Source organism: uncultured Corynebacterium sp. (genome assembly GCF_945649885.1).
Lineage (GTDB): Bacteria > Actinomycetota > Actinomycetes > Mycobacteriales > Mycobacteriaceae > Corynebacterium.
This window is the reverse complement of sequence record NZ_CALZFS010000007.1, coordinates 20804-42315: the sequence shown is the minus strand read 5'-3', so window position 1 is coordinate 42315 and position 21512 is coordinate 20804. Positions and strand designations below refer to the sequence as shown.

The 21512-nt window shown below is 57.2% G+C and carries 17 protein-coding genes; 9 read left to right on the top strand and 8 right to left on the bottom strand.

Features of this window, described 5'->3' with window-relative positions:
• Positions 1–506 precede the first annotated feature (506 nt).
• Positions 507–1271, top strand: coding sequence for a hypothetical protein (locus Q0M74_RS01700; RefSeq protein ID WP_293951169.1), 765 nt, complete (start codon positions 507–509; stop codon positions 1269–1271).
• Here Q0M74_RS01700 and Q0M74_RS01695 read toward each other — a convergent pair.
• Together Q0M74_RS01695 and Q0M74_RS01690 are read right to left on the bottom strand one after the other, a co-directional pair.
• The gene (locus Q0M74_RS01695; RefSeq protein ID WP_293951167.1) at positions 1251–2294 is read right to left on the bottom strand and encodes a hypothetical protein; all 1044 of its coding nucleotides are present in this window, start codon (positions 2292–2294) and stop codon (positions 1251–1253) included. The two genes, Q0M74_RS01700 and Q0M74_RS01695, sit on opposite strands and share 21 nt — an antisense overlap.
• Positions 2295–2606: 312 nt before the next feature.
• Positions 2607–4373 (bottom strand): hypothetical protein, encoded by a 1767-nt coding sequence (locus Q0M74_RS01690; RefSeq protein ID WP_293951165.1) that lies wholly within the window; start codon positions 4371–4373, stop codon positions 2607–2609.
• A 314-nt stretch (positions 4374–4687) separates the two neighbouring features.
• Here Q0M74_RS01690 and Q0M74_RS01685 point away from each other — a divergent pair, with 314 nt between their 5' ends.
• The 3 genes from Q0M74_RS01685 (at position 4688) to Q0M74_RS01675 (ending at position 8007) form a co-directional block, all read left to right on the top strand.
• Positions 4688–6115, top strand: a complete 1428-nt coding sequence (locus Q0M74_RS01685; protein WP_293951175.1) for a DHA2 family efflux MFS transporter permease subunit — start codon at positions 4688–4690, stop codon at positions 6113–6115.
• A 125-nt stretch (positions 6116–6240) separates the two neighbouring features.
• Entirely contained in the window at positions 6241–7689 is a 1449-nt protein-coding gene (locus Q0M74_RS01680; protein WP_293951163.1) for an MDR family MFS transporter, read from the top strand.
• Positions 7690–7758: 69 nt separating this feature from the next.
• Positions 7759–8007 (top strand): hypothetical protein, encoded by a 249-nt coding sequence (locus tag Q0M74_RS01675; protein ID WP_293951161.1) that lies wholly within the window; start codon positions 7759–7761, stop codon positions 8005–8007.
• Here Q0M74_RS01675 and Q0M74_RS01670 read toward each other — a convergent pair.
• The gene (locus tag Q0M74_RS01670; protein WP_293951159.1) at positions 8004–9437 is read right to left on the bottom strand and encodes a GuaB1 family IMP dehydrogenase-related protein; all 1434 of its coding nucleotides are present in this window, start codon (positions 9435–9437) and stop codon (positions 8004–8006) included. The two genes, Q0M74_RS01675 and Q0M74_RS01670, sit on opposite strands and share 4 nt — an antisense overlap.
• 317 nt (positions 9438–9754) lie before the next feature.
• Here Q0M74_RS01670 and Q0M74_RS01665 point away from each other — a divergent pair, with 317 nt between their 5' ends.
• Positions 9755–12538 carry an ATP-dependent Clp protease ATP-binding subunit gene (locus Q0M74_RS01665; RefSeq protein WP_293951157.1) on the top strand — a complete coding sequence of 928 codons (2784 nt, stop codon included), beginning with the start codon at positions 9755–9757 and terminating at the stop codon, positions 12536–12538.
• A gap of 87 nt (positions 12539–12625) precedes the next feature.
• Here the strand turns inward: Q0M74_RS01665 and Q0M74_RS01660 are convergent, their stop codons facing one another.
• Positions 12626–14062, bottom strand: coding sequence for a Rib/alpha-like domain-containing protein (locus Q0M74_RS01660; RefSeq protein ID WP_293951155.1), 1437 nt, complete (start codon positions 14060–14062; stop codon positions 12626–12628).
• Positions 14063–14567: 505 nt separating this feature from the next.
• Here Q0M74_RS01660 and Q0M74_RS01655 point away from each other — a divergent pair.
• Entirely contained in the window at positions 14568–14738 is a 171-nt protein-coding gene (locus Q0M74_RS01655) for a DUF4236 domain-containing protein (protein ID WP_293951153.1), read from the top strand.
• On the opposite strand, the gene Q0M74_RS01650 is transcribed toward Q0M74_RS01655, so the two are convergent.
• The gene (locus Q0M74_RS01650) at positions 14717–15598 is read right to left on the bottom strand and encodes an A/G-specific adenine glycosylase (protein WP_293951151.1); all 882 of its coding nucleotides are present in this window, start codon (positions 15596–15598) and stop codon (positions 14717–14719) included. The two genes, Q0M74_RS01655 and Q0M74_RS01650, sit on opposite strands and share 22 nt — an antisense overlap.
• A gap of 63 nt (positions 15599–15661) precedes the next feature.
• On the opposite strand from Q0M74_RS01650, the gene Q0M74_RS01645 reads away from it, so the two are divergent.
• A complete protein-coding gene (locus Q0M74_RS01645; RefSeq protein WP_293951149.1) occupies positions 15662–16285 on the top strand; it encodes a carbonic anhydrase in 624 nt (207 codons plus the stop codon).
• Between the two features lie 77 nt (positions 16286–16362).
• Positions 16363–17112, top strand: a complete 750-nt coding sequence (locus Q0M74_RS01640) for a hypothetical protein (protein ID WP_293951173.1) — start codon at positions 16363–16365, stop codon at positions 17110–17112.
• A gap of 90 nt (positions 17113–17202) precedes the next feature.
• On the opposite strand, the gene disA is transcribed toward Q0M74_RS01640, so the two are convergent.
• The 3 genes from disA to Q0M74_RS01625 all read right to left on the bottom strand — a co-directional run bounded on the left by disA (position 17203) and on the right by Q0M74_RS01625 (position 20447).
• Positions 17203–18234: a DNA integrity scanning diadenylate cyclase DisA gene (gene disA, locus Q0M74_RS01635; protein WP_293951171.1), complete on the bottom strand. Its 1032-nt coding sequence runs from the start codon at positions 18232–18234 to the stop codon at positions 17203–17205.
• Positions 18235–18315: 81 nt separating this feature from the next.
• Positions 18316–19716 (bottom strand): DNA repair protein RadA, encoded by a 1401-nt coding sequence (gene radA / locus Q0M74_RS01630; protein WP_293951147.1) that lies wholly within the window; start codon positions 19714–19716, stop codon positions 18316–18318.
• Between the two features lie 143 nt (positions 19717–19859).
• Positions 19860–20447: a hypothetical protein gene (locus Q0M74_RS01625; protein WP_293951145.1), complete on the bottom strand. Its 588-nt coding sequence runs from the start codon at positions 20445–20447 to the stop codon at positions 19860–19862.
• A 468-nt stretch (positions 20448–20915) separates the two neighbouring features.
• On the opposite strand from Q0M74_RS01625, the gene Q0M74_RS01620 reads away from it, so the two are divergent.
• Positions 20916–21509 carry a CarD family transcriptional regulator gene (locus tag Q0M74_RS01620; RefSeq protein WP_293951143.1) on the top strand — a complete coding sequence of 198 codons (594 nt, stop codon included), beginning with the start codon at positions 20916–20918 and terminating at the stop codon, positions 21507–21509.
• Positions 21510–21512: the final 3 nt, after the last annotated feature.

Genomic DNA, 21512 nt, shown 5'->3' with positions numbered 1-21512 from the left:
CGCCTCCTCATGGCCCTCACCGGCCTCGGAATCCGTGAAACAGTTCTCTTCCCACTGGTGAAGCCAGAAGTGAAGTAGGCTCTTTCCCCGTCCTCTCATTAACCCAGAGATCCTGTTCTTAGAAAGCAGTACTGATCTCTGGGTTAATTTGTGCCCTTTCTGGGTTAGGATTTCTGGGTTAATGATTCTGCCGGTGATCTGCAACCCAGGGCCACCTGAATCTGTTGATGAATTCTGGCTATCCACAGCTTCGCTGCTTCCGTATTAGCAGGGGCTTGATGACTCGGTCTTATCCACTGATGATCAGCTTTATGAGGAACTGGGGACAAGAGTTCGGGCTGATAAACCTGACCCGACTGAAACAAAGTGACTATGAGCTGAATGATCGTCTACTTGATGGAACTCTGTTCAAACTGACGGCCGAGATTGCTGTTGATTGCGCTGTATACCGGGGACTTCCACCATGGGATAAGGCGGCGGCAAGAGCCTTCGCGGTGGGAATGACAATGGACAAGGCAGTTGTCGGGGGACAAGCTGCTGCCAGGTTGTGGGAGTTAGCCACGCTGAGAGTAGAAAAACAGGTGGTGTGCCATTTACCTGATGGTGGTATCCCGAGCTCGCCGAAGACCTGGCCAGAGGGAGTCATCTACCGCTATGGACGATTAGATACTGGTGATATCCGTGAGTACCACGGCATCCGTGTGACCTCACTGATGAGATTGTTGCTGGACATCGCACATTATGAGGGGCTGCATGCGGCGGTGGTGGTCATCGATTCAGCCCGCCGCAAGTATCCTGAGCTCACTGAAGGTGAGCTGCACAGACGTCTCGGAGCTTATCGGCGCTATCGTGGCCTGCGAGTTCTCCGCCGAGCCATTGAACTATCAGTGCCCAACTCCGACAGTGCCCAGGAAACCCGAGCCCGCCTCATCCTCCACGAGGCAAATCTGCCAGGCATCAGAAGCATCCAGCCGCAGGTCCGTTTCAACAGAGACAGAGGTGGGCGTTTCTACGTGGTGGATTTCTTGATCAACGGGTGGATCATCGTGGAGATCGATGGCCGATCAAAATACAAACTGACAGCCCGGCGCAGCTGGACGATGCTCTCATGGCGGAACGTGAACGGGAGAAGTTCTTCACCAACCAAGGCTATGTGGTTCTGCGTATTGAGCCGAAGCAATTGGATGGAGAGAAACCAGAACTTCTCGGATTACTCAGAGAAGCCCTGGCGGCCGGAGCACCAGCGCATTTCAGGAAGATGGCCTGAGTAACTTGCACTCACGCCAGCCAGAGTCCGGTTCCCACACGGCGATGGCGTGAACAGTATTCCTATGGAGGATCACCACGATGCGTTCTTCAGAAGCATGAGCGACCTTCATCCATGCTTTTTCAGGTTGGGAAAGCTCAGTGATCTTCTCTGTGGTCACCGCATCATGGAAAGTCAGCCCATCAGGCTCCCGGAAAACCACGTAGGGCCCGACGGTCCGCCCGGAGGAAAGCCCCGTGGCAGTGGTGAGTGGTGTGTACATCAGCAGAAGATCTTCTTTGATGTCGGTTTCCAGCACGGTGAAGTCTGCTGCCAGAACCAGGTGGTGTTTCCAGGTGGAGACATGGATCTTGTCCCCAAATCGGTATGCGCCATTAACTTCATAACGACCCAGGTCAAAATCCAGGAGGCGGGGTGGATTACCCACCTGCATGAGGGAATAGGAAGAATAGTCTCCCACCGTCGCCTCGATAGCCTGTATGAGCGAGCACAGTCCGTTCCCGAAATCTCTGATGATCTCCCAACCCTCCGGCACTTCCGGAGGAGAGCCAATTTTCACCGGCTCAAGGTCAGGCAATCTCCAACTGTGGATCCTGTCACTGACCAGATCATCGCCTACACGGATGAGCGGATCCCAGGTTGGGACGGAAATTTCCTCTACCAACTCGCCGGTGGACACGGAGAATCCACGCAAAAATGGAAGAGGGGATTCGATGATCCAGAGGGTGGAGCCGTCGCAAATCACCTGGCCGTCACTGGGATCCTGCAGTGGAGGCGGGATCGCACCGTCGAGGGTGACGTCGATGATGGTGTCTGAATCATGCTGGTATACGGCAGTGACCACTGCATAGGTGGGTACGTCGAAGCTGGAGTGGGTGCTGTGTGTGAAGTAACCGGTGAGCTCAACCTCACGGTGCAGTGGCCGGCTGGAATAGAGCTGTGCATTCCAACCATCGGCGTGAAATCCATAGAGTCGACCCCCGTCAACCAGTTCACCCTGTTCTGTCACACCACGACGGGTGGTCATTAACCCCTCAACCGGAGCTTCCCCCAGGTTGAATGACAAAAAGAGGAGGAGGTGGTCACCGGGCTTCCAACCGGGGACGCAGCCTTCCAACCCATGAAAAGTACACAGCACCCGTAGTCCACGATCTCCAGCAACCATGATCTCAAACCTACAGTCTTGTCAGACAAAATATTGGGGGAGAAAACCAGATCTTTCTCGCTTCACTCGCGATCTGCTCAGGACTCCTGGCGGTGGCAGCATCGTCGCCCTGGGGCTGCTCATCATCATGTTCGCCTTCCTGGATCTCTCCGGTGCGCTCTCGCGACAGCGAGCTTATCGACGCCCACCCAGCTCCACCGTCCACCAGCCAGCCTGCGGGGTCCAAGTGGCGAGTTCCTCGAAGTTGAGCAGCACCAGAATATGCTCGCTGCTGGCCGTGAGGATTTGGGGTTGGTTCCAGTCGATGGAGCAGAGTTCCTCACCGGTGGAACGGATGAAGAGCTGGCCGTGGGTATCGGTACGGCGCAGGAGAAGATCATCAAAAACCTCGTAGCTGGCACGGTCAATGATCTTGATGATTTCCTGCAGGTAGAGATTTTCATCCAGGTGGTATTCAGCTTTTCCGGTGGCGATGATGATCTGCCCACCCAAGATGAAACCATCTGAGACTCCCCAGTTGTCGGTATCCAGTGGTTGGAGTTTCTCGCCTGAGCCGATATGCCGGATGAAGGCATCTTTCAGGGGTGGGAGGGGATATGCGCTGAAAAGTCCATCGCTGAGGACCTGGTCCAGAGTCCAGTTCCCGGGAAGCTCAGGATCAGATTGAGCCGGAGATGGTTGTGATTTCTCGTAGACATAGGGGGATCCATCCTTGACCAGCCAGCGGTTATCCTGCCAGAAGGCGATCACCTCACCGTTCTTGTTCTGGGAGAGGAAGATGGAGGGACCATATGGCTGGATAGCTGCAGGGATTGCCACCTCACCGCAGTATTCACCAGTTTCTAATGACCATCGGCGCACAATCGGCAGCTGGAAGTCAGACATCCAGAGATAGGTGTCGTCATGGGCGTAATCGGAAGGCTGGAATATATGAGGTTCGATGGGAGCATTGGAAGCACAGGGGAGGGCGTCGATGAGCATTTCCTCGGCCTCGTGGATACAGATGATCTCAAAGCTGGTTGCGGGACCGTCATCATGGGGAGAGACTTCGATGACTCCGGTGACCTCTATTCCACCGATCAGTGGAATGGGAGAGGTGAGTGCAGCATGCCATCCATCGCTGATGAAGTGGGCTTCCCACTGGCCATTATTGGGCGCTTTGTTATTGCTTAATACCTGACCGCGCCGGGTGATTCTGCGATGAGCGGGTGCATCAGAATCAACCTGGAATATCAGGGGCAGGCGGATGACATCACCCACCTGTGCATTATGGAAATGCCGTTTGTTATGGCGATCCACATAAATTCTGATGTGGTTCTCAACCTCAAGTGGACTTAAATCAACAGTAACCACCGGTACCTTCGCCAGTTCCCCAGTCCAGGTGGGATCAGCGATGGACCCAGGGTAGGAAACTGTGGCTACCTCAATTCTTTCTTTCGCGCTTTCAGCTGCCAGGACCACACCGGTTTCTGCATCAATATCCAGGCTGGTCAATCCGCCTTCATTCTGAGTATGAACTGGGATCTGCCAAGCCTCACGTCCGGCCACGGTGGAGGCAACTGCCTGAGTGACATCCAGTCGCGCAAGTGGGTAGTACTCGGACCACATGCGATAGGGCTCAACGATGAAACGCAAGGGTTCCAGGATCTGCACCTCGGTGCCCTGGTGATGGAAGGGCAACACAGAGTCCTCAAGGAAATACCAGATGCTCTCTTTTGTCCGGCGCAGAACCTCAACACCATCATGGTGCATGCGTAGGTTCATGCCCTGTCTTTCGAGCTGCAGACCTTCAGCATCCGGGAGTACAGCAGGAACATGACTGAAAATGAAGAAGAACTGCCCTTCACCAGAATCCCAGGTTCGAGTGAGCTGGAGTTCCACCGGAGTGGTGAAACCTCTGTGCAGGAGTACTCCCAGGTCCAGTTCGCTGATTGTCGTCATGTCCATTGAATCTAGTCATAACAGGTGGCTCAGGTGGTTAAGAAGACCGTTTAGCAGCACCAGCAGCACTTATGTGAAATGAACAGCAGTTTTCACCAGACTGAGGATGTTCTCACGAACGGGTTGCTAACGGGGGTAGTCCCAGCTTATGAAGCACCCGAGGAACTGGTTAACATGCAAGCTCTCCGAGATCACGGAACCTACAAGGTTGTGGATATCGGGGTTGAGAACCTCAAAGAAAGAACGGTAACCATATGTCAGTTGAGACCACCACAAAGACATCTCCGCCAAAACCCAAAGCTGAAACACCGATCATGACTCCGGGGCGGGTGAATCTTGTTCTTGCGGTGTTGGTTATCGCTGCGATGGTGATGATTCTGAATGAGACTATTTTGTCTGTGGCGCTGCCAGCCATCATGACGGACTTCGGTGTCAGTGCTGATGTGGTGCAGTGGCTCAGCACCGGCTTCATGCTGACCATGGCTATTGCCATCCCGACCACAGGTTTCCTGCTGCAGCGTTTCACCACCCGCGCACTGTTTCTCACCGCGATGATTCTGTTCATCGTGGGTACCGTGATGGCAGCCCTTGCTCCGACATTTCCCATTCTGCTTGCTGGCCGCGTCATCCAGGCCGGTGGCACCGCGATTGTGCTTCCCCTGCTGATGACGGTCACCCTGACACTGGTTGCCCCGGAACGGCGCGGAATGATGATGGGTGTCAACTCTATTGTCATCTCTGTGGCACCTGCTGTTGGACCCACCATTTCCGGTGTTGTCCTGAATTCCCTGACCTGGCACTGGTTGTTCTGGATTATGGTTCCCATCGGTGTGGCCTGTTTGATTGCGGGATTCTTCCTGGTGGTCAATGCTTCTGAAACCACCAAGGTCAGTTTTGATGTGCTGTCGGTTGTTCTTTCCGCGATCGCCTTCGGCGGCCTGGTTTATGGGCTCTCCACCATCAACGGTTTTGTCACTGGTGGGTCTTTCCTCCCACTGACTGCTGTTGCCGTGGGACTGGTATTCCTGGTGTTGTTTGTCTGGCGTCAGATCCTGCTGGAGCGAAGCGGCCGTGCACTGTTGAACATGAAGCCTTTCAAGGTCCGGAACTTCACCTTCTCCATGCTGGTCATCACCATGACTTTTGCCACCATGCTGGGTACCGTCATCGTGTTGCCGATCTACCTGCAGACCTCATTGTTGGCCACCGCACTGGTTACCGGTCTGGTTCTTCTTCCCGGTGGGTTGAGCCAGGGCGTTCTTGCTCCCTTCATTGGAAGGATCTATGACTCAGTGGGTCCACGTCCTCTGGTCATTCCAGGAACCAGCCTCATCTTGGCATCCCAGATATGGATGTGGCTGGGTTTGAGTGCGAACTCCAGCATCTGGATAGTCATTGCCATGTACGTGACCTTCGGCATGGGCATGGCACTGATCATGACCCCGATGATGGCTCTCTCCCTGGCGTCCCTGCCCAAGCAGCTCTATGGACATGGTTCTGCCATCATGAACACCCTGCAGCAGCTCGGTGGTGCTGCGGGAACAGCAATTCTCATCGCGGCGATGACCGTTGGTGCACTGAATGCTTCTGAAAATGGTATGGAGATCACTGCAGCTCAGGCTGCTGGCACCAATGGGGCATTCCTTGCTGGTGTGGCCCTGGCATTGATCGGGTTTGTGGCCTCATTCTTTGTCAAACCACTGGAACGTACTCAGGTTGTCGCAGCCACCAATCCTGCCTAATCGACAAGCTACCCAGGATGTTTGGTGAACGTCCTGGGCTGTGGCAGGCTGGAGGGGTTTTCTTCCCATTCAGCAGGTGACCCACTTGTTGAATATTTTGCCTTGAAAGGTCCTTCCCCTCCTCTATGGAAACCCAAGTAAATAAGCAGACCTCTCCTGAGCAGGACAAGCTCCCACGGGAGGTTGTTGTAGTGCTCTCCATCCTGGTCATCTCTGCGACGATCATGATTCTCAATGAGACGATCTTGTCTGTCGCACTGCCGTCGATCATGGCTGACTTCCAGGTCCCGGAGACCACCGCACAGTGGTTGACCACCGGTTTCATGCTGACCATGGCCGTGGTCATCCCGACCACCGGTTTCCTGCTGGATCGCTTCACCACCAAGGCCATCTTTGTCACAGCACTGTTGTTCTTCACGGTGGGCACCTTGGTGGCAGCCCTTGCACCAACCTTCGCCATCTTGCTGATCGGCCGCATCATCCAGGCAGTGGGCACCGCATTGGTGATGCCACTGCTCATGACGGTGACTTTGACGGTTGTTCCGGCACACCGTCGTGGTTCCATGATGGGCATCATTTCCATTGTCATTTCGGTGGCACCGGCGCTTGGACCAACAGTGTCCGGCTTCGTCCTGAACTCACTGACCTGGCACTGGCTGTTCTGGATGATGCTGCCCATCGTCCTGATCGCCCTGGCTGTGGGCACCTTGCTGATCAAGAACATCGGTGAGAACAAGGTTTCCCCACTGGATGTGTTCTCCGTGCTGTTGTCCGCCGTCGCCTTCGGTGGTCTGGTCTATGGCTTCAGCTCTATTGGTGCCATCCTCAACGGTGAGGGCACAGTAGCCATCCTCATTATCGCGCTCGGCCTGGTGTCCTTGGCCATTTTTGTCTGGCGTCAGATCCAGCTGGGTGAGGAAGATCGTGCGCTGATGGATCTGCGCCCCTTCAAGGTCCGCAACTTCACCTTCTCCCTGGTGGCTATCCTGCTGGCCTTCGGTGCGATGCTGGGCACCGTGATGGTCCTGCCGATCTACCTGCAGAATTCCCTGGGTGTGACTGCGCTGGTCACCGGTCTCGTTGTCATGCCGGGTGGTCTCCTGCAGGGCGTTGTCGCACCGTTCATCGGCCGGTTCTACGACAAGGTGGGCCCACGTCCGCTGCTGATCCCGGGTGCTGTCCTGCTCACGGTGGCTGCCTGGGCTTTTACCCTGCTTGACGGTTTCTCACCGGTGGCCATGGTCGTCGTCCTGCACACGGTGTTCTCCGTGGGTATGTGTCTGATGATGACTCCACTGATGACCACTGCCCTGGGTTCCCTGCCACGAACCCTCTATGGACATGGTTCTGCGATTCTGAATACTCTTCAGCAGCTGGCTGGTGCCGCAGGTACCGCCATCATGATTGCAGCTCTGTCCTTCGGCACCCTGCTGGCTTCCAATGCAGGAAGCGCGCAGGCAGAAGCAGTTGCCTCCGGTACCCGGGTGGCATTCATTGCGGGTGGAATCATTGCCGTGATCGCGCTTGTTTCATCCCTCTTTGTCACCCGTGTGGAGGAAGAAATACCCGCTTAGCGTTAGTACACATGCATACGTACCCTTGATTCTGTATCCACAAGCCCTAAAAACAGAACCAGGAGCTACATGACCAAGCGGCCTGCCAAGAAGAAGTCCCCGGAACATTCCAAGAGGACTCACACCCTGCTCATCGTGGCAAGTTGGATCGTCATCGCCATCGGTGCAGCAATTATGGCTTTCAATCTTCTCGGTTCCAGGGACACTTCCTGGTTCAGCATGTGGTTTGTGCCGATTTACCTGGTCGTCATGGGCGGTTACCTGGTGTGGGCCAACACCAAAGCCCTGCGCCGAATAACCGCCCAGTCAACAACCTAGCGCGATGACCGCGGCTTACCCTCCGCATACCCTTCTGTTGACTGCACACCCACCACGGCACGCTCAGCAAATACTGGGATGGAATCCGCACCCGCATAGGTGAAGGAGGAGCGGACACCGGCAATGATATTGTCCACCAGATCCTCCACACCACCGTTTTTCTTATCCACGTAGATGCGGGCGGTGGAGATGCCTTCCTCGAACATGGCGCGTCGGGCCTTTTCAAAGGCTTCGACTTTCTGGTTGCGATTTTCCACAGCACGGCGTGACGCCATGCCGAAGGATTCCTTGTACATGCGGCCGTCGGATTCGAAGTGGAGATCACCGGGGGATTCATAGGTTCCGGAGAACCAGGATCCCACCATCACATTGGAGGCACCTGCAGCCAATGCCAGGGCAACATCGCGGGGATCGCGCACCCCACCATCGGCCCAGACATGAGCGCCAAGCTCACGGGCGGCAGTCGCACATTCCAGCACGGCGCTGAACTGTGGTCTGCCGACACCGGTCTGCATGCGGGTGGTGCACATGGCGCCCGGTCCCACACCGACCTTCACGATATCCGCGCCAGCCGAAACCAGATCACGCACCCCATCAGCGGTGACTACGTTGCCGGCCACCACCGGTACGGAAACTCCCAGAGCCTTCACGCGCTTTAATGCTGCGATCATGCTGTCCTGGTGGCCGTGGGCGGTATCGACCACGAGGACGTCGGCACCGGCGTCGACAAGCTCCCTGGTGCGTCCTTCGATGTCGCCGTTGATGCCGATCGCAGCGCCGACCCGCAGGCGGCCATCGGCATCCACGGCTGGTTTGTACATGGTGGCGCGCAGTGCCCCCTTGCGGGTTAAAATGCCGCGCAAACTACCGTCAGCAGCCACCACTGGCGCGAGTTTGCGGCTGGCTTCATGCAGAATTCCGAAAGCTTCCTGCGGGGAGATGTCATCCGGCAGGGTGAGCAGAGCAGTGCTCATCAGGGTGCCCACCTGCGTGAAATTGTCCACCGAACGCAGGTCCTTGTCGGTGATCAGACCAACGGGACGATCGTCGTCGAGCACGATCGCGGCACCGTGGGCGCGCTTGTGCAGCAGGTTGCGGGCATAGCCGACAGTGTGGTGTGGCTTGATGGTGATGGGGGTGTCGAAAACCAGGTCGGCTTCCTTGACCACCCGGATGGTGTCCGCGGCGATGTCGGCGGGCACATCCTGCGGCAGGATCGCGATGCCACCGCGGCGCGCAATGGTCTCGGCCATGCGTCGGCCGGCAACAGCAGTCATATTGGATACCACCAGTGGGATGGTGGTGCCGGTGCCATCCTGGGTGTTCAGGTCAACCGACATGCGTGATCCCACAGAGGACCGCGAAGGAACCATAAAAACATCCGCATATGTTAGCTCGTGGGGTGGGGTGGAATCATTGAGAAAACGCATTGTTTCTCCTCCTGTGGTCGGTGTGCGGAAACACCCGCGAGGATACCGTTTTCTCCACCCCGTGCTTGACGACGCCCCACCCGGCTCTCGTCCCCGGTCGCCGAGCCGCAGTCCCACGGGGGAGCGTCACAGGCCTGTTCGCTACAGGCGTACAGGGTGAAAACTGCCATAAAAACACCCTTTGAGCTGGCACTATTTCCAGTACTGTCGTCCTGTTGCCAGCTGCAGCCGGAAAAGCAGGGAAGTTTTCACCTTTCCCCGCGTTAGAGTGGGTGAAAGTTAAAATTAGACGTTAGAAGTAGAAGTAAGGGGAGAACATGTTCGAGAGGTTTACCGATCGTGCACGCCGCGTGATTGTGCTCGCGCAGGAAGAGGCGCGCATGCTCAACCACAATTACATCGGGACGGAGCACATCCTCCTCGGCCTCATTCATGAGGGCGAGGGTGTGGCAGCGAAGGCCCTGGAGTCCATGGGTATTTCCCTCGACGCCGTGCGTCAGGAAGTCGAGGAGATTATCGGTCAGGGCTCCAAGCCGACCACCGGTCATATCCCCTTTACCCCACGTGCCAAGAAGGTCCTGGAGCTTTCGCTGCGCGAGGGCCTTCAGATGGGCCACAAGTACATCGGCACCGAGTTCCTGCTGCTCGGCCTCATCCGTGAGGGCGAGGGTGTAGCAGCCCAGGTGCTGGTTAAGCTCGGTGCTGATCTGCCACGCGTGCGTCAGCAGGTTATTCAGCTTCTCTCCGGCTACGAAGGTGGCCAGGGCGGATCCCCGGATAGCCCACAGGGTGGCCAGGGCGGTGGCGACGCCGTTGGTGCCGGTTCCGCACCGGGTGGTCGTGCCCCCGGTGGCGCCGGTGAGCGTTCCAATTCCCTGGTCCTGGACCAGTTCGGCCGTAACCTGACCCAGGCTGCCAAGGACGGCAAGCTGGATCCGGTTGTGGGCCGCGATAAGGAAATTGAGCGCATCATGCAGGTGCTCTCCCGTCGTACCAAGAACAACCCTGTTTTGATCGGTGAGCCAGGCGTCGGTAAAACGGCTGTTGTCGAGGGTCTGGCCCTGGACATCGTTAACGGCAAGGTCCCGGAGACCCTGAAGGACAAGCAGGTTTATTCCCTTGACCTCGGTTCCCTGGTGGCAGGTTCCCGTTACCGCGGTGACTTCGAGGAGCGCCTGAAGAAGGTACTCAAGGAGATCAACCAGCGCGGCGATATCATCCTGTTCATCGATGAGATCCACACCCTGGTTGGTGCCGGTGCCGCAGAAGGCGCGATTGACGCAGCTTCCCTGTTGAAGCCGAAGCTGGCCCGTGGTGAGCTCCAGACCATCGGTGCCACCACCCTGGATGAGTACCGCAAGCACATTGAGAAGGATGCCGCTCTCGAGCGTCGTTTCCAGCCTGTTCAGGTTCCGGAGCCTTCCGTTGAGCTGACCATTGAGATCCTCAAGGGTCTGCGTGACCGCTATGAGGCACACCACCGCGTTTCCATCACCGATGGTGCACTGGTTGCCGCATCCCAGCTGTCAGACCGCTATATCAATGACCGCTTCCTGCCGGATAAGGCTGTTGACCTCATCGATGAGGCCGGCGCCCGCATGCGTATCAAGCGCATGACCGCCCCGGAATCCCTGCGTGAGGTCGATGAGCGTATCGCCGATGTCCGCCGCGAGAAGGAGGCAGCGATTGACGCCCAGGACTTCGAGAAGGCCGCAGGTCTGCGCGACCAGGAGCGCAAGCTCGGGGAAGAGCGTTCTGAGAAGGAAAAGCAGTGGCGTTCAGGTGATCTCGAGGAGATCGCTGAGGTCGGCGAGGAACAGATTGCGGAGGTGCTGGCCACCTGGACCGGCATCCCGGTATTCAAGCTCACCGAAGCCGAGTCCTCACGTCTGCTCAACATGGAAGAGGAGCTGCACAAGCGCATCATCGGCCAGGATGAGGCAGTCAAGGCCGTGTCCCGTGCGATCCGTCGTACCCGTGCCGGCCTGAAGGACCCGAAGCGTCCTTCCGGTTCCTTCATCTTCGCCGGCCCGTCCGGTGTTGGTAAGACCGAGCTGTCCAAGGCACTTGCTGGATTCCTCTTCGGCGATGATGATTCCCTCATCCAGATCGACATGGGTGAGTTCCACGACCGCTTCACCGCGTCCCGTCTCTTCGGTGCCCCTCCGGGATACGTCGGCTACGACGAGGGCGGCCAGCTCACCGAGAAGGTGCGCCGCAAGCCGTTCTCCGTCGTGCTTTTCGACGAGATCGAGAAGGCGCACAAGGAGATCTACAACACCCTCCTGCAGGTGCTGGAAGACGGACGCCTCACCGACGGCCAGGGCCGCGTGGTGGACTTCAAGAACACCGTTCTGATCTTCACCTCCAACCTTGGTACCCAGGACATCTCCAAGGCAGTCGGCCTCGGCTTCTCCGGTTCCTCCGAGACCGATTCCGATGCCCAGTACGACCGCATGAAGAACAAGGTCAACGATGAGCTGAAGAAGCACTTCCGACCAGAGTTCCTCAACCGTATTGATGAGATCGTGGTCTTCCACCAGCTCACCCGCGATCAGATCGTCAAGATGGTTGACCTGCTCATCGGCCGTGTTGCCGGTGCGCTTGCGGACAAGGACATGGGCATCGAGCTCACCGACAAGGCCAAGGCTCTCCTGGCCTCCCGTGGCTTCGATCCAGTACTGGGTGCACGACCACTGCGTCGCACCATCCAGCGCGAGATCGAGGACGCAATGTCTGAGAAGATCCTCTTCGGCGAAATCGGTGCCGGCGAGATCGTCTCCGTGGACGTCGAAGGCTGGGACGGCGAATCCAAGAACACCGACGGCGCGAAGTTCACCTTCACCCCACGCCCGAAGCCAATGCCGGAAGGCCAGTTCTCGGAGATCTCCGTTGAAGCTGCCGAGGCCATCCAGGACGTTGACTCCGCAGCCGATGGTGATGTCCCAGAGACCGGTTCCCTGGATGACGTCGATCCTGAGACCCTGCGCGAACTCGACGAGGATGCTTCCAACACCGATGACTCCGAGCGTGTCTCCGGTGACTACTACGGCTCCGATGATGAGCAGACCGGCGGTGCTGCACCACAGCGTGAGCAGTAGATACTGATCACTTAGCGACGAAAAGCCAGCACCCCTGAGGAAAGTTCTCAGGGGTGCTGGTCTTTTTATCTGCGGGCTGTGAGCAGATCAGCTAGAACCGAAGAAGCCCCAGCTGGACCAGGGAACTGGATGGGCCTTGGTTGGAGCTTCCCCTTCAGCTTCCTCAGGTGTTGGTTGAGGCAGGGCCAGGAGGTCCACAGCAGTGACCTCGGAGGTGCCATCCGGGTAGGAAATCAGAACATTCACCACATTGCGTCCATCAACGATGGATTCCTGTGTGGAGATGGCGATCCTGCCAGTGTCATTGATGGTGAGGCTCCATCCGGCATGCCGTGCCGCCTCCAGAGCTGTATCCTCCACCAGCGTGATGGTGGTGTCAGCTGGGAGATCCGTGGTCACCGGGGCGATGATCGCGGACCCGCCGGCAAGGATGGCGGTGTCGGGGTAGCTGACATCATGGTGCCCGGCAAGGTTGGAGGCATGGACATGGATGGCCGCTGTAGTTTCTGACTGGGTGCCATCTGGGTAGTCCACCAGAAGATTGACGGTGGCAGGTCCCTTGGCAGCGAATGGAGCGGTGTAGAAGAGGACGTTTTCATCACCCACATGGATGTCCCACCCTGCGCTGAGCAGATCCTGCAGCTGTGAATCATCAACAAGTGAGATCGTTGTGCCATCAGGCAGCAATGAATCATCCGGGGAGATGGTGGCTAAAGCACCCTGGGTGATGGCTCCCACCGGGTAGATGTCCCCGGGGTTGTCTGCCTGTGGCGGGGTGGGATCAATGACTTCAGGTTGAGGCAGGGTCGGGTCAATGACCTCCACCATGGTGGTTGCCAGTTCACTGGTGCCATCGGGGTATGAGACCCGCAACTGAAGATGGATGGGGCCGGTGACTTCTTCAGGAGCCACGACGGTTAATGCAGCATTCTCCTCAGCAGAGAACTCCCATCCTGAATCCTGGAGATTCAGGGTTGTGGCACTGTCAATCACCTCGATCGACGTACCTTCGGGGAGTTCTTCATCAGCAGGGTGGAGGGTAGCTGTTGTTCCCTGTTCCACCGAAGGGGCATCATAGACAACATCGAATCCTTCATCATGTGGGGGTGCCAGAGTAAGTTCAGCTGTGATCACCTCCGATGACTGATCCGGGTACGCGACGGTGATCGGAACCGTAATGGTTGTGCCGGAGACCGGGATCGCCTGAGCACCGGGGCCGTTCCATACGGAAAAGACAATTTTTCCATCGTCCTTCACCCTCACGTAGATACCTGCAACAACCAGATAATCCTCATTATTTTCAAGATGGAACTGAGTTCCATCCGGAAGTTCTTCAGCTGATGTCAGAGAAGAAAATGAGATCAGATTATTGGTGGAGCCAGCAGCAGGGACATAGGAAGGCTGATGTTGATCAGCCATGCTTTCTGCAGCGGCAACGATGGATGGCGTGACAACGGCAGCGGTGATGATGCCACCGGACAAAGCGGTAGCTGTCAGCAATGACATCATTTTCTTGGATTTCAAAGCGGAAAACTCCTGCGTAAAAATATAGGAAAACCCTGGGTTGCTACTGGTAACCATAATCTAAAAAATACTGAAGCCAGATGATGATGGGGGGGGGAGGCAGAATATCTGCTGCACGAATTCAACGAGGATGACCGAACATCGCCGTGCTATCCCAACGCTTTAGTGCGAAAAGAACCGCATCTCATTTTCCTCTTGGAAGGAATTTCAGGTGCGGTTCTATCAATCAGGTGTGGTTCAACGGCTTAGCTGGAGCCGAAGGAACTGCCACCAGACTTAGGTGGTGGGCGAGGCTTCGATGGAGTTTCATGCTTAGGGTCCTCGACCACTGGCTTAGCAACAGCAGTGAGATTCACCGGAACTACCCTGGAAGTGCCGTCTGGGTAAGAAACCAGAACATTAACCACAGCTTCACCAACAGTGGTCTCCTACCCCCTTCTGTTCTAACTTGTCTTTAGCCCTATCAGCCCCAATAACAACACAGCTTTTCTTTACACTGGCACCCATGGGTTTTAATTTCAGAAAACGCATGAAAACAGGAAAAGACAGCTGGGTGAATGTGTCCAAGTCAGGAGTCTCAGGTTCCAAGAGACTTGGACCGGTGACGTTCAACAGCAGGGGTGGGTTCTCGGTGAGGCTGCCCGGCGGGTTCAATTACCGCGGCAGGTGGAAGTAGCCCTTCTCGTCCTGCTCAGCCAGGCCGTCGTCAATGAGGGAGAACAGTGCGCGGGAGCGTTGTGCTTCATCGGGCCAGACCACATCGATAGCTGATTTCTCCACGGGCCCACTGGTCTTGCGCAGCACATCCATGATCAAGCCACGTACCTGGCGGTCGGTGCCGATGAATTTCTGCACGCGCTTTTTCGCAGAGGCTAGTTCCTCTTCTGATGGTGCCGGGCATCCCAGGCGCTGCCATTCGCAGATATCAATCAGGGGGCACACCGCGCACTTCGGGGAGGTGGCGGTGCATACCAATGCGCCCAGTTCCATAATTCCAGCGGAAAATTCGGGACCGTCGGCACGCGGGAGGATGGCGGCGACGTCGACAAGCTCTTTTTTGGAGGCGGTACCCTGCAGGAACCGTCCCTCGACCGCACGCCGGTACACACGGCGCACATTGGTATCCACGACTGGCACATTGAGCCCATAGGCGAAGGCTGCAACAGCGCGCGCCGTGTAATCACCGATCCCAGGCAGCGCGAGCAGCTCATCGACGGTGTTCGGTACCCGGCCGTCGTGCTTTGCGACAATCTCTCTCGCACACTCCAACAACCTCAGGGCGCGTCGTGGATAACCCAATTTTCCCCAGGCTCGCAACACCTCATCGGTGGAGGCATTGGCAAAGGCTTCCGGGGTGGGCCATTTTGCCATCCACTCCAGCCAGATCGGCTCCACACGAGCTACCGGAGTCTGCTGACTCATGACTTCTGAGAGCAGGATTCCCCATGCGGAGGTGTGCGGTGCCCGCCACGCAAGGTCGCGGGCCTTGGCGCGAAACCACTGGAGGACGGAGTTTTGAAGCAAAATATGTGACATGTCCCGCAAATTCTAACCCAGGGCAGTTCGCATCCCAAACATATGGAGTGGAAGAATGAAGCCATGCCATTGCAAAATGTAGAACGAACCCCTGCTGCGGTGTGGGAAGCGCTGAAGTTGGGTAATAAGCGGTTTATGAATTACACGGAGGACCGTCCACACGTGGATGGCTCCCGCAGGCGCGAGCTGCGCGAGGGGCAGAAGCCGGCTGCGGTCGTCATCTCCTGCTCTGACTCTCGCGTCCCTGTGGAGATCATCTTCGATGTCGGGCTGGGCGATCTCTTCGTGGTCCGCACCGCCGGTGAAATCCTTGACCAGGGTGTCTTCGCTTCTATCGAGTACGCCATCGAGGCTCTTGAAGTTCCACTAGTCATCGTCATGGGGCATGAGTCCTGTGGTGCTGTTCGTGCCACTGCAGAAGCCCTCGATGGCGGACACATCCCGGGTGGTTACCAGCGCGTCATGATTGAGAAGGTCGCCCCTTCCATTCTTGAGGCACGGGGCCTGGGCATGAAGACCATCGAGGAGTTTGAGAGCCACCACGTGGTGGCCACCGTGGAGCAGATCCTCACCCGTTCCCCAGAAATCAGCGAGCGCGTTGAGGCAGGTAAAGTCGGCATCGTTGGTCTGCGTTACCGTCTCTCTGATGGACTGACAAAACCTGTGATTACCCGCAACGTCGGTTAAACATCGTTTAAGAGCTGGGGTGGAAAGCCAACACGCCCACGTGTTGGTTCCTCCTTCGCTGACGCACAGAGAATAAGCTGTGTGATGTGGGAACGCCGAGACAAAATGAAGTCATCTACAAGCGCCGCCGACTGGCTGCGCTTGTCATCCTGCTTGTGGTCGTTGTTTTGATCATTGCGGGTGTCACCGCTCTGCGTGGTGATGGATCCTCCGAGGAATCTGAAAACGCTGCCGCAACCTCTCCACTGGTAACCACCTCAGCGGTAGAAGCCAGCACCGGAGACGCCGCAGGGTCATCAGTTGATTCCACCGCCGACCCGGACGCGGCTGATACCGCGGACAGTTCTGATGCGCCTGAGGAACCCAGTGAGTCTGAGGAACCGACCACCAGCCCTTCTACGACATCCACTGAGGAACCATCAGAGGACGCGAAGGAAACCTGCGAACTCTCCGATCTCCTCATCACCGCCAGCAGCAACAAACCGAACTTTGGGCCGGGTGAGCAGCCGCAGCTGTACATGACCGTGGGTAACCCCACTAAAGAGGACTGCGAGATCGACCTGGATGACAGCGTCCTGCGGTTTGAGGTCTATGACCTGGCCAGTAATGCACGTATCTGGTCCGATGTGGACTGCAACCCCGCTGTTGAAACTGGAACCCGTGTCTTTCCCGCTGGTGAGGAGCGTTTCTTCCAGGCGATCTGGTCCCGCACCGGTTCCGCCTCGGGGCAGTGCTCCAACCGTCAGCTGGTTCCCGAAGGATCCTATTTCCTGCACACCGTGATCGGTGATAATCCTTCACAGGCGCACACCTTCAATCTGCGCTAATCCCTGAAAACGATGTGATCCCCAGGAAGAGCTGTTCCAGAACATCATCTTCCTGGGGATCAGCTATGTCTGCACAACCGGAGAAAAAAGTTAGCGCAGACGTCCCAGGCCTTCAGTGATGTGGCGGGCCCAGAGGGACCCCACACCTTCAATGGCGGCAAGGTCTTCCGTGGAGGCACCAGCCAGGGCATCTAAGTTTCCGAATGCCGCGATGAGCTTGTCCATGAGAAATTTCTGTACTCGGGGAACCCTGTTGAGGGTGCGGTAGCCACGGGGAACCACCGGTTCATCCAGTGCTTCCTCAGTTGGGGGAAGGCCGAGGATGCGGGCGATATTGGAGGCCTTCATCAGGGATTTATCATCAAGGTCCGTGATGCCCACCAGGGCTTCCTCAACGGACTCATCGGTGGGGATGCCATCGGTGACCAGATAATCAGCGATGATGAAACCACGTTCACGGTCATTGTCACCACGAAGCTCAGACAACTGGATCTGGATCTGTTTTGCTTCCTTGCCCAGTTCCAGAACATTGCCATCGATGGCTTCGCCGACGCGTCGGAGCATCTCCTCACGCTGAATCACAGAAACCACATCGATCACCGTGGCGTAGTTGTGCAGCTCAGCCATGTGCAGTCGGGTATTCACCTGATCCAGACGATCGCGGTAACGCTCCATGGTTCCCAACGCCTGGTTGGCACGGTTGAGCAGGGTGGAGGGCTGCTCCAGAATATGGGACTGGCCCTCCACGTAGAGGGTGATGGTGTTTTGTGATTCAGATACTGCAATCACCGGGACTCCGGTCTGAAGTGCGGTGCGCTCAGCGGAACGGTGGCGGGTTCCCGATTCCTGGGTAGGCCAGGTGGGTGAGGGGATCAGCTGCACATTGGCACGTTTGATGCGGTCACCTGCAGAAGAGAGGATGACAGCACCGTCCATCTTGCACAGTTCGCGCAGGCGGGTGGCGGCGAAGGTGACATCGAATTCAAAGCCGCCATCGCAGATGGAGGTGACGTTTTCCTCATCGCCGATGACGATGAGGGCTCCGGTATGACCCCGGACAATACGATCCAGGCCATCACGCAGAGGTGTGCCGGGTGCTAGACGTTGCAGGGTGGCACGCATGGTGTGAACATCCGGGGCGCTGGTTGATCCGGATTCTGATGCCCCGACAAGGGCCGGAACGGGGGTGGTGGGAGTCATAAATTACAACTTTACAGCTGCCAGCGCCTCAACCAGTGTTGATGCCTCGATAACTTTCAAACCGGTCTTCTTCAGTACTGAACCTGCAGGCACAATGGCCTTTTCGTAGCCTAGACGCTCCGCCTCAGCTAGTCGTCTTTCCATGTTGGGGACCCGTCGGATCTCGCCTGCCAGTCCGACCTCGCCCAGGACCACGGTTTTATCCGGCAGTGGCTTCTTTGCCAGTGCAGACGCAGTCGCTAGTGCGACTGCGAGATCTGTTGCGGGTTCGCCTACCTTCATGCCACCAACGGTGGCCACATAGGCGTCCTTGCTCTGCGTGGCCCGGCCGGCACGTGCAGACAGCACAGCAAGAACCATTGGGACACGGGTGGTGTCCAGACCGGTGACCACACGCCGGGGATTTTTGGAGGGGGCATCCACCAGCAGGCTCTGCACCTCAGCCAGGAGCGGTCGTACACCGTCCATGGCCACGGTGACAGCTGTGCCATCCGGGGTGGAGCCACGGTGGGAGAGGAAGAGCCCTGAGGGGTCACGGACCTCCTTGATGCCATCGGACTGCTGTTCAAAACAACCCACCTCATCGGTGGCGCCGAAACGGTTCTTGATGCCACGCAGCATGCGCAGGGAGGAGTGGCGGTCGCCTTCGAAGTTGAGCACCACGTCCACCAGGTGTTCCAGAACCCTGGGTCCGGCCACGTTGCCGTCCTTGGTTACATGGCCCACCAGGAGGATGGGAATGCCTGAGGTTTTAGCCAGGGTGGTCAGCGCTGCGGTAACGGCACGGGATTGAGCCACACCACCAGCTACACCTTCCACCCCGGCGGCATGCATGGTCTGCACGGAGTCCACGATCACCAGGCTGGGCTTCAACTGGTTGACATGACCGAAGACCACATCCAGATTGGATTCAGCAGCTAGATACAGAGTGTCTTTCACCGCATTGGTACGTTCAGCACGTAGACGCACCTGTCCGGCAGATTCCTCGGCGGTGACATAGAGCGCGGTGCGGGTGCTGTCACCTTCCTTCATGGATGACCACCGGCTGGCCACCTCCAGCAGGAGGGTGGATTTACCCACACCGGGTTCACCAGCCATGAGAACCACAGAGCCGGGAACGATGCCATTGCCCAGGACGCGGTCAAGTTCCCCGATACCGGTGGAGATACTCGTGGCGGTGCTGGCCACAATCTTGCCAATCGGTACCGCTGGGGATGTTGGTGTCAGACCCGCGGGAGCAGTGCCTGACACCGCCGCATGTGCCGCCCCGCCACTTCGGGTGTCGCCCAGCGTGCGTTCGGCCATGGACCCCCAGGAACCACATTCGGGGCACCGGCCCAGCCACTTGGGGCTGGAATAACCACATTCAGAACACTCATGCACACTGCGTACCTTTTTAGCCATGTCCCTCATCCTAAACTGTGTACCGGACAAAAGCGTGTTCGAATAATGGATGATGGCATTTCATCGGCATGTAGGAAACAACTGGGAAGCAAAAAACCCAGGCCACGGGGCCTGGGTCAGTTGCTGGAGACAGAATGGAGGTTCTAGTGGGAACCCTCGTGCGCTCCGCCTTCACCCTGTTCACGGTTGAAGGTGCCGGACTCCAGCAGGGGCGCGGAGATGGCTGCGTCAACGGTCATGGAACCGGTGTCGAAGACGAACTCAACCGGGAGGTTGCCGCCATAGGCGAAACCTGGGTTCTCAACAGTGGTGGCGACGTGCTGGGTACAGCCGGCTTCAGGCTCAACGAGCTTATCCAGCTCTTCCTGGAGGTCAGCGACAATCGCACAATCGCGGTCGAGTGGATCTGCACCGTCGATCTCGACCTCGTACTCACCGTCAACGGTGACGCTTTCGAGGGTGTGGACGGTGTGGCTCTGGTCGTTGTTGATAGCGACGAACTTCAGGCCAGCCTCGCCGTCTTCATTGACGTGGATGGTGACGTCACGCAGTGAGATCACGCCGTTCTCAGAGTCGGCGTTTGCGCCATCAACAGCAGCAGCCTGGCTAGAGGTCTGGGTGACCTGTCCTGCACTGCAAGAAGCCAGCGCAAGCGCCGACAGTGCGGCAACAGTCATGATCGCGCTGCGACGGGCAGCCGAATTCAGGGACTTCACGGGTTCGTCCTCCACTTAAGTCAATATTCCATGATCCATCCAGAAAATCTGGATATGCTGCACACAACCCTAGTCCGTTCTGTCTGGTTCACACAGTTGGTTGCTTTAACTGAGGGTGTAAACGGGGGCAAACGAAAGGGGCATAAAGTGAGGTTCGGAAATATTGTCAAACGCATCCCCCGTGTACGGGGTGAGGGCGGTTAACGCTGCTGGCAGGCAGGAGCGGGGACGGAATCTGCTGGGATTGGTGCAGCCTGGTGCCAGGCTCCAACTTTCAGCGGGTGTGGGTGGAGTGATGTACAGGGTGATCATGCGTCAGTTGGTGGTGCCTGTCCGGGGAGCGGGCCTCCGGGAAGAAGGTTGATTAGGCATTTCGTGGTAGAATCGCGGTGGTTAAGGTCTGTGCTCAGGCGCCTGAATGGGCAGCCCACGGCCTGTTAGTTCCGAGAGTTACGTGGTTTAAGTCCACGAAGAGGAGTGGGAATGGATTTCAAGGTCGGAGATACCGTCGTTTACCCGCATCATGGCGCTGCAATGATTGCAGCCCTTGAGCAGCGTGAGCTTAATGGGGAGACGATGGACTACCTGGTTCTCCAGATCAACCATTCCGATCTCGTCGTCCGCGTCCCAGCTAAGAATGCCGAGCTGGTCGGTGTGCGTGACGTGGTTGGTGAAGAGGGTCTGCAGAAGGTCTTCTCCGTTCTACGTGAGCTTGACGTGGAGGAGGCGGGCAACTGGTCCCGTCGTTATAAGGCAAACCAGGAGCGTCTTGCTTCCGGTGATGTGAACAAGGTGGCAGAGGTTGTTCGTGACCTCTGGCGTCGTGATCAGGACCGTGGCCTGTCTGCTGGTGAGAAGCGCATGCTCTCCAAGGCACGTCAGGTTCTGGTTGGTGAGCTTGCGCTCGCAGAAACTGTTGATGACAAGAAGGCTGATGAATTCCTCGGCGAGGTTGATCAGACGATTGCCCGCCACCGCGCTGATCTCTTTGGTGAGGAAGGCAAGAAGGATGCTTTCGATGAATTTGATGATGCTGATGTGGATCTGAACGATCTGAGCTTCGACGACGAAGACTAGGCA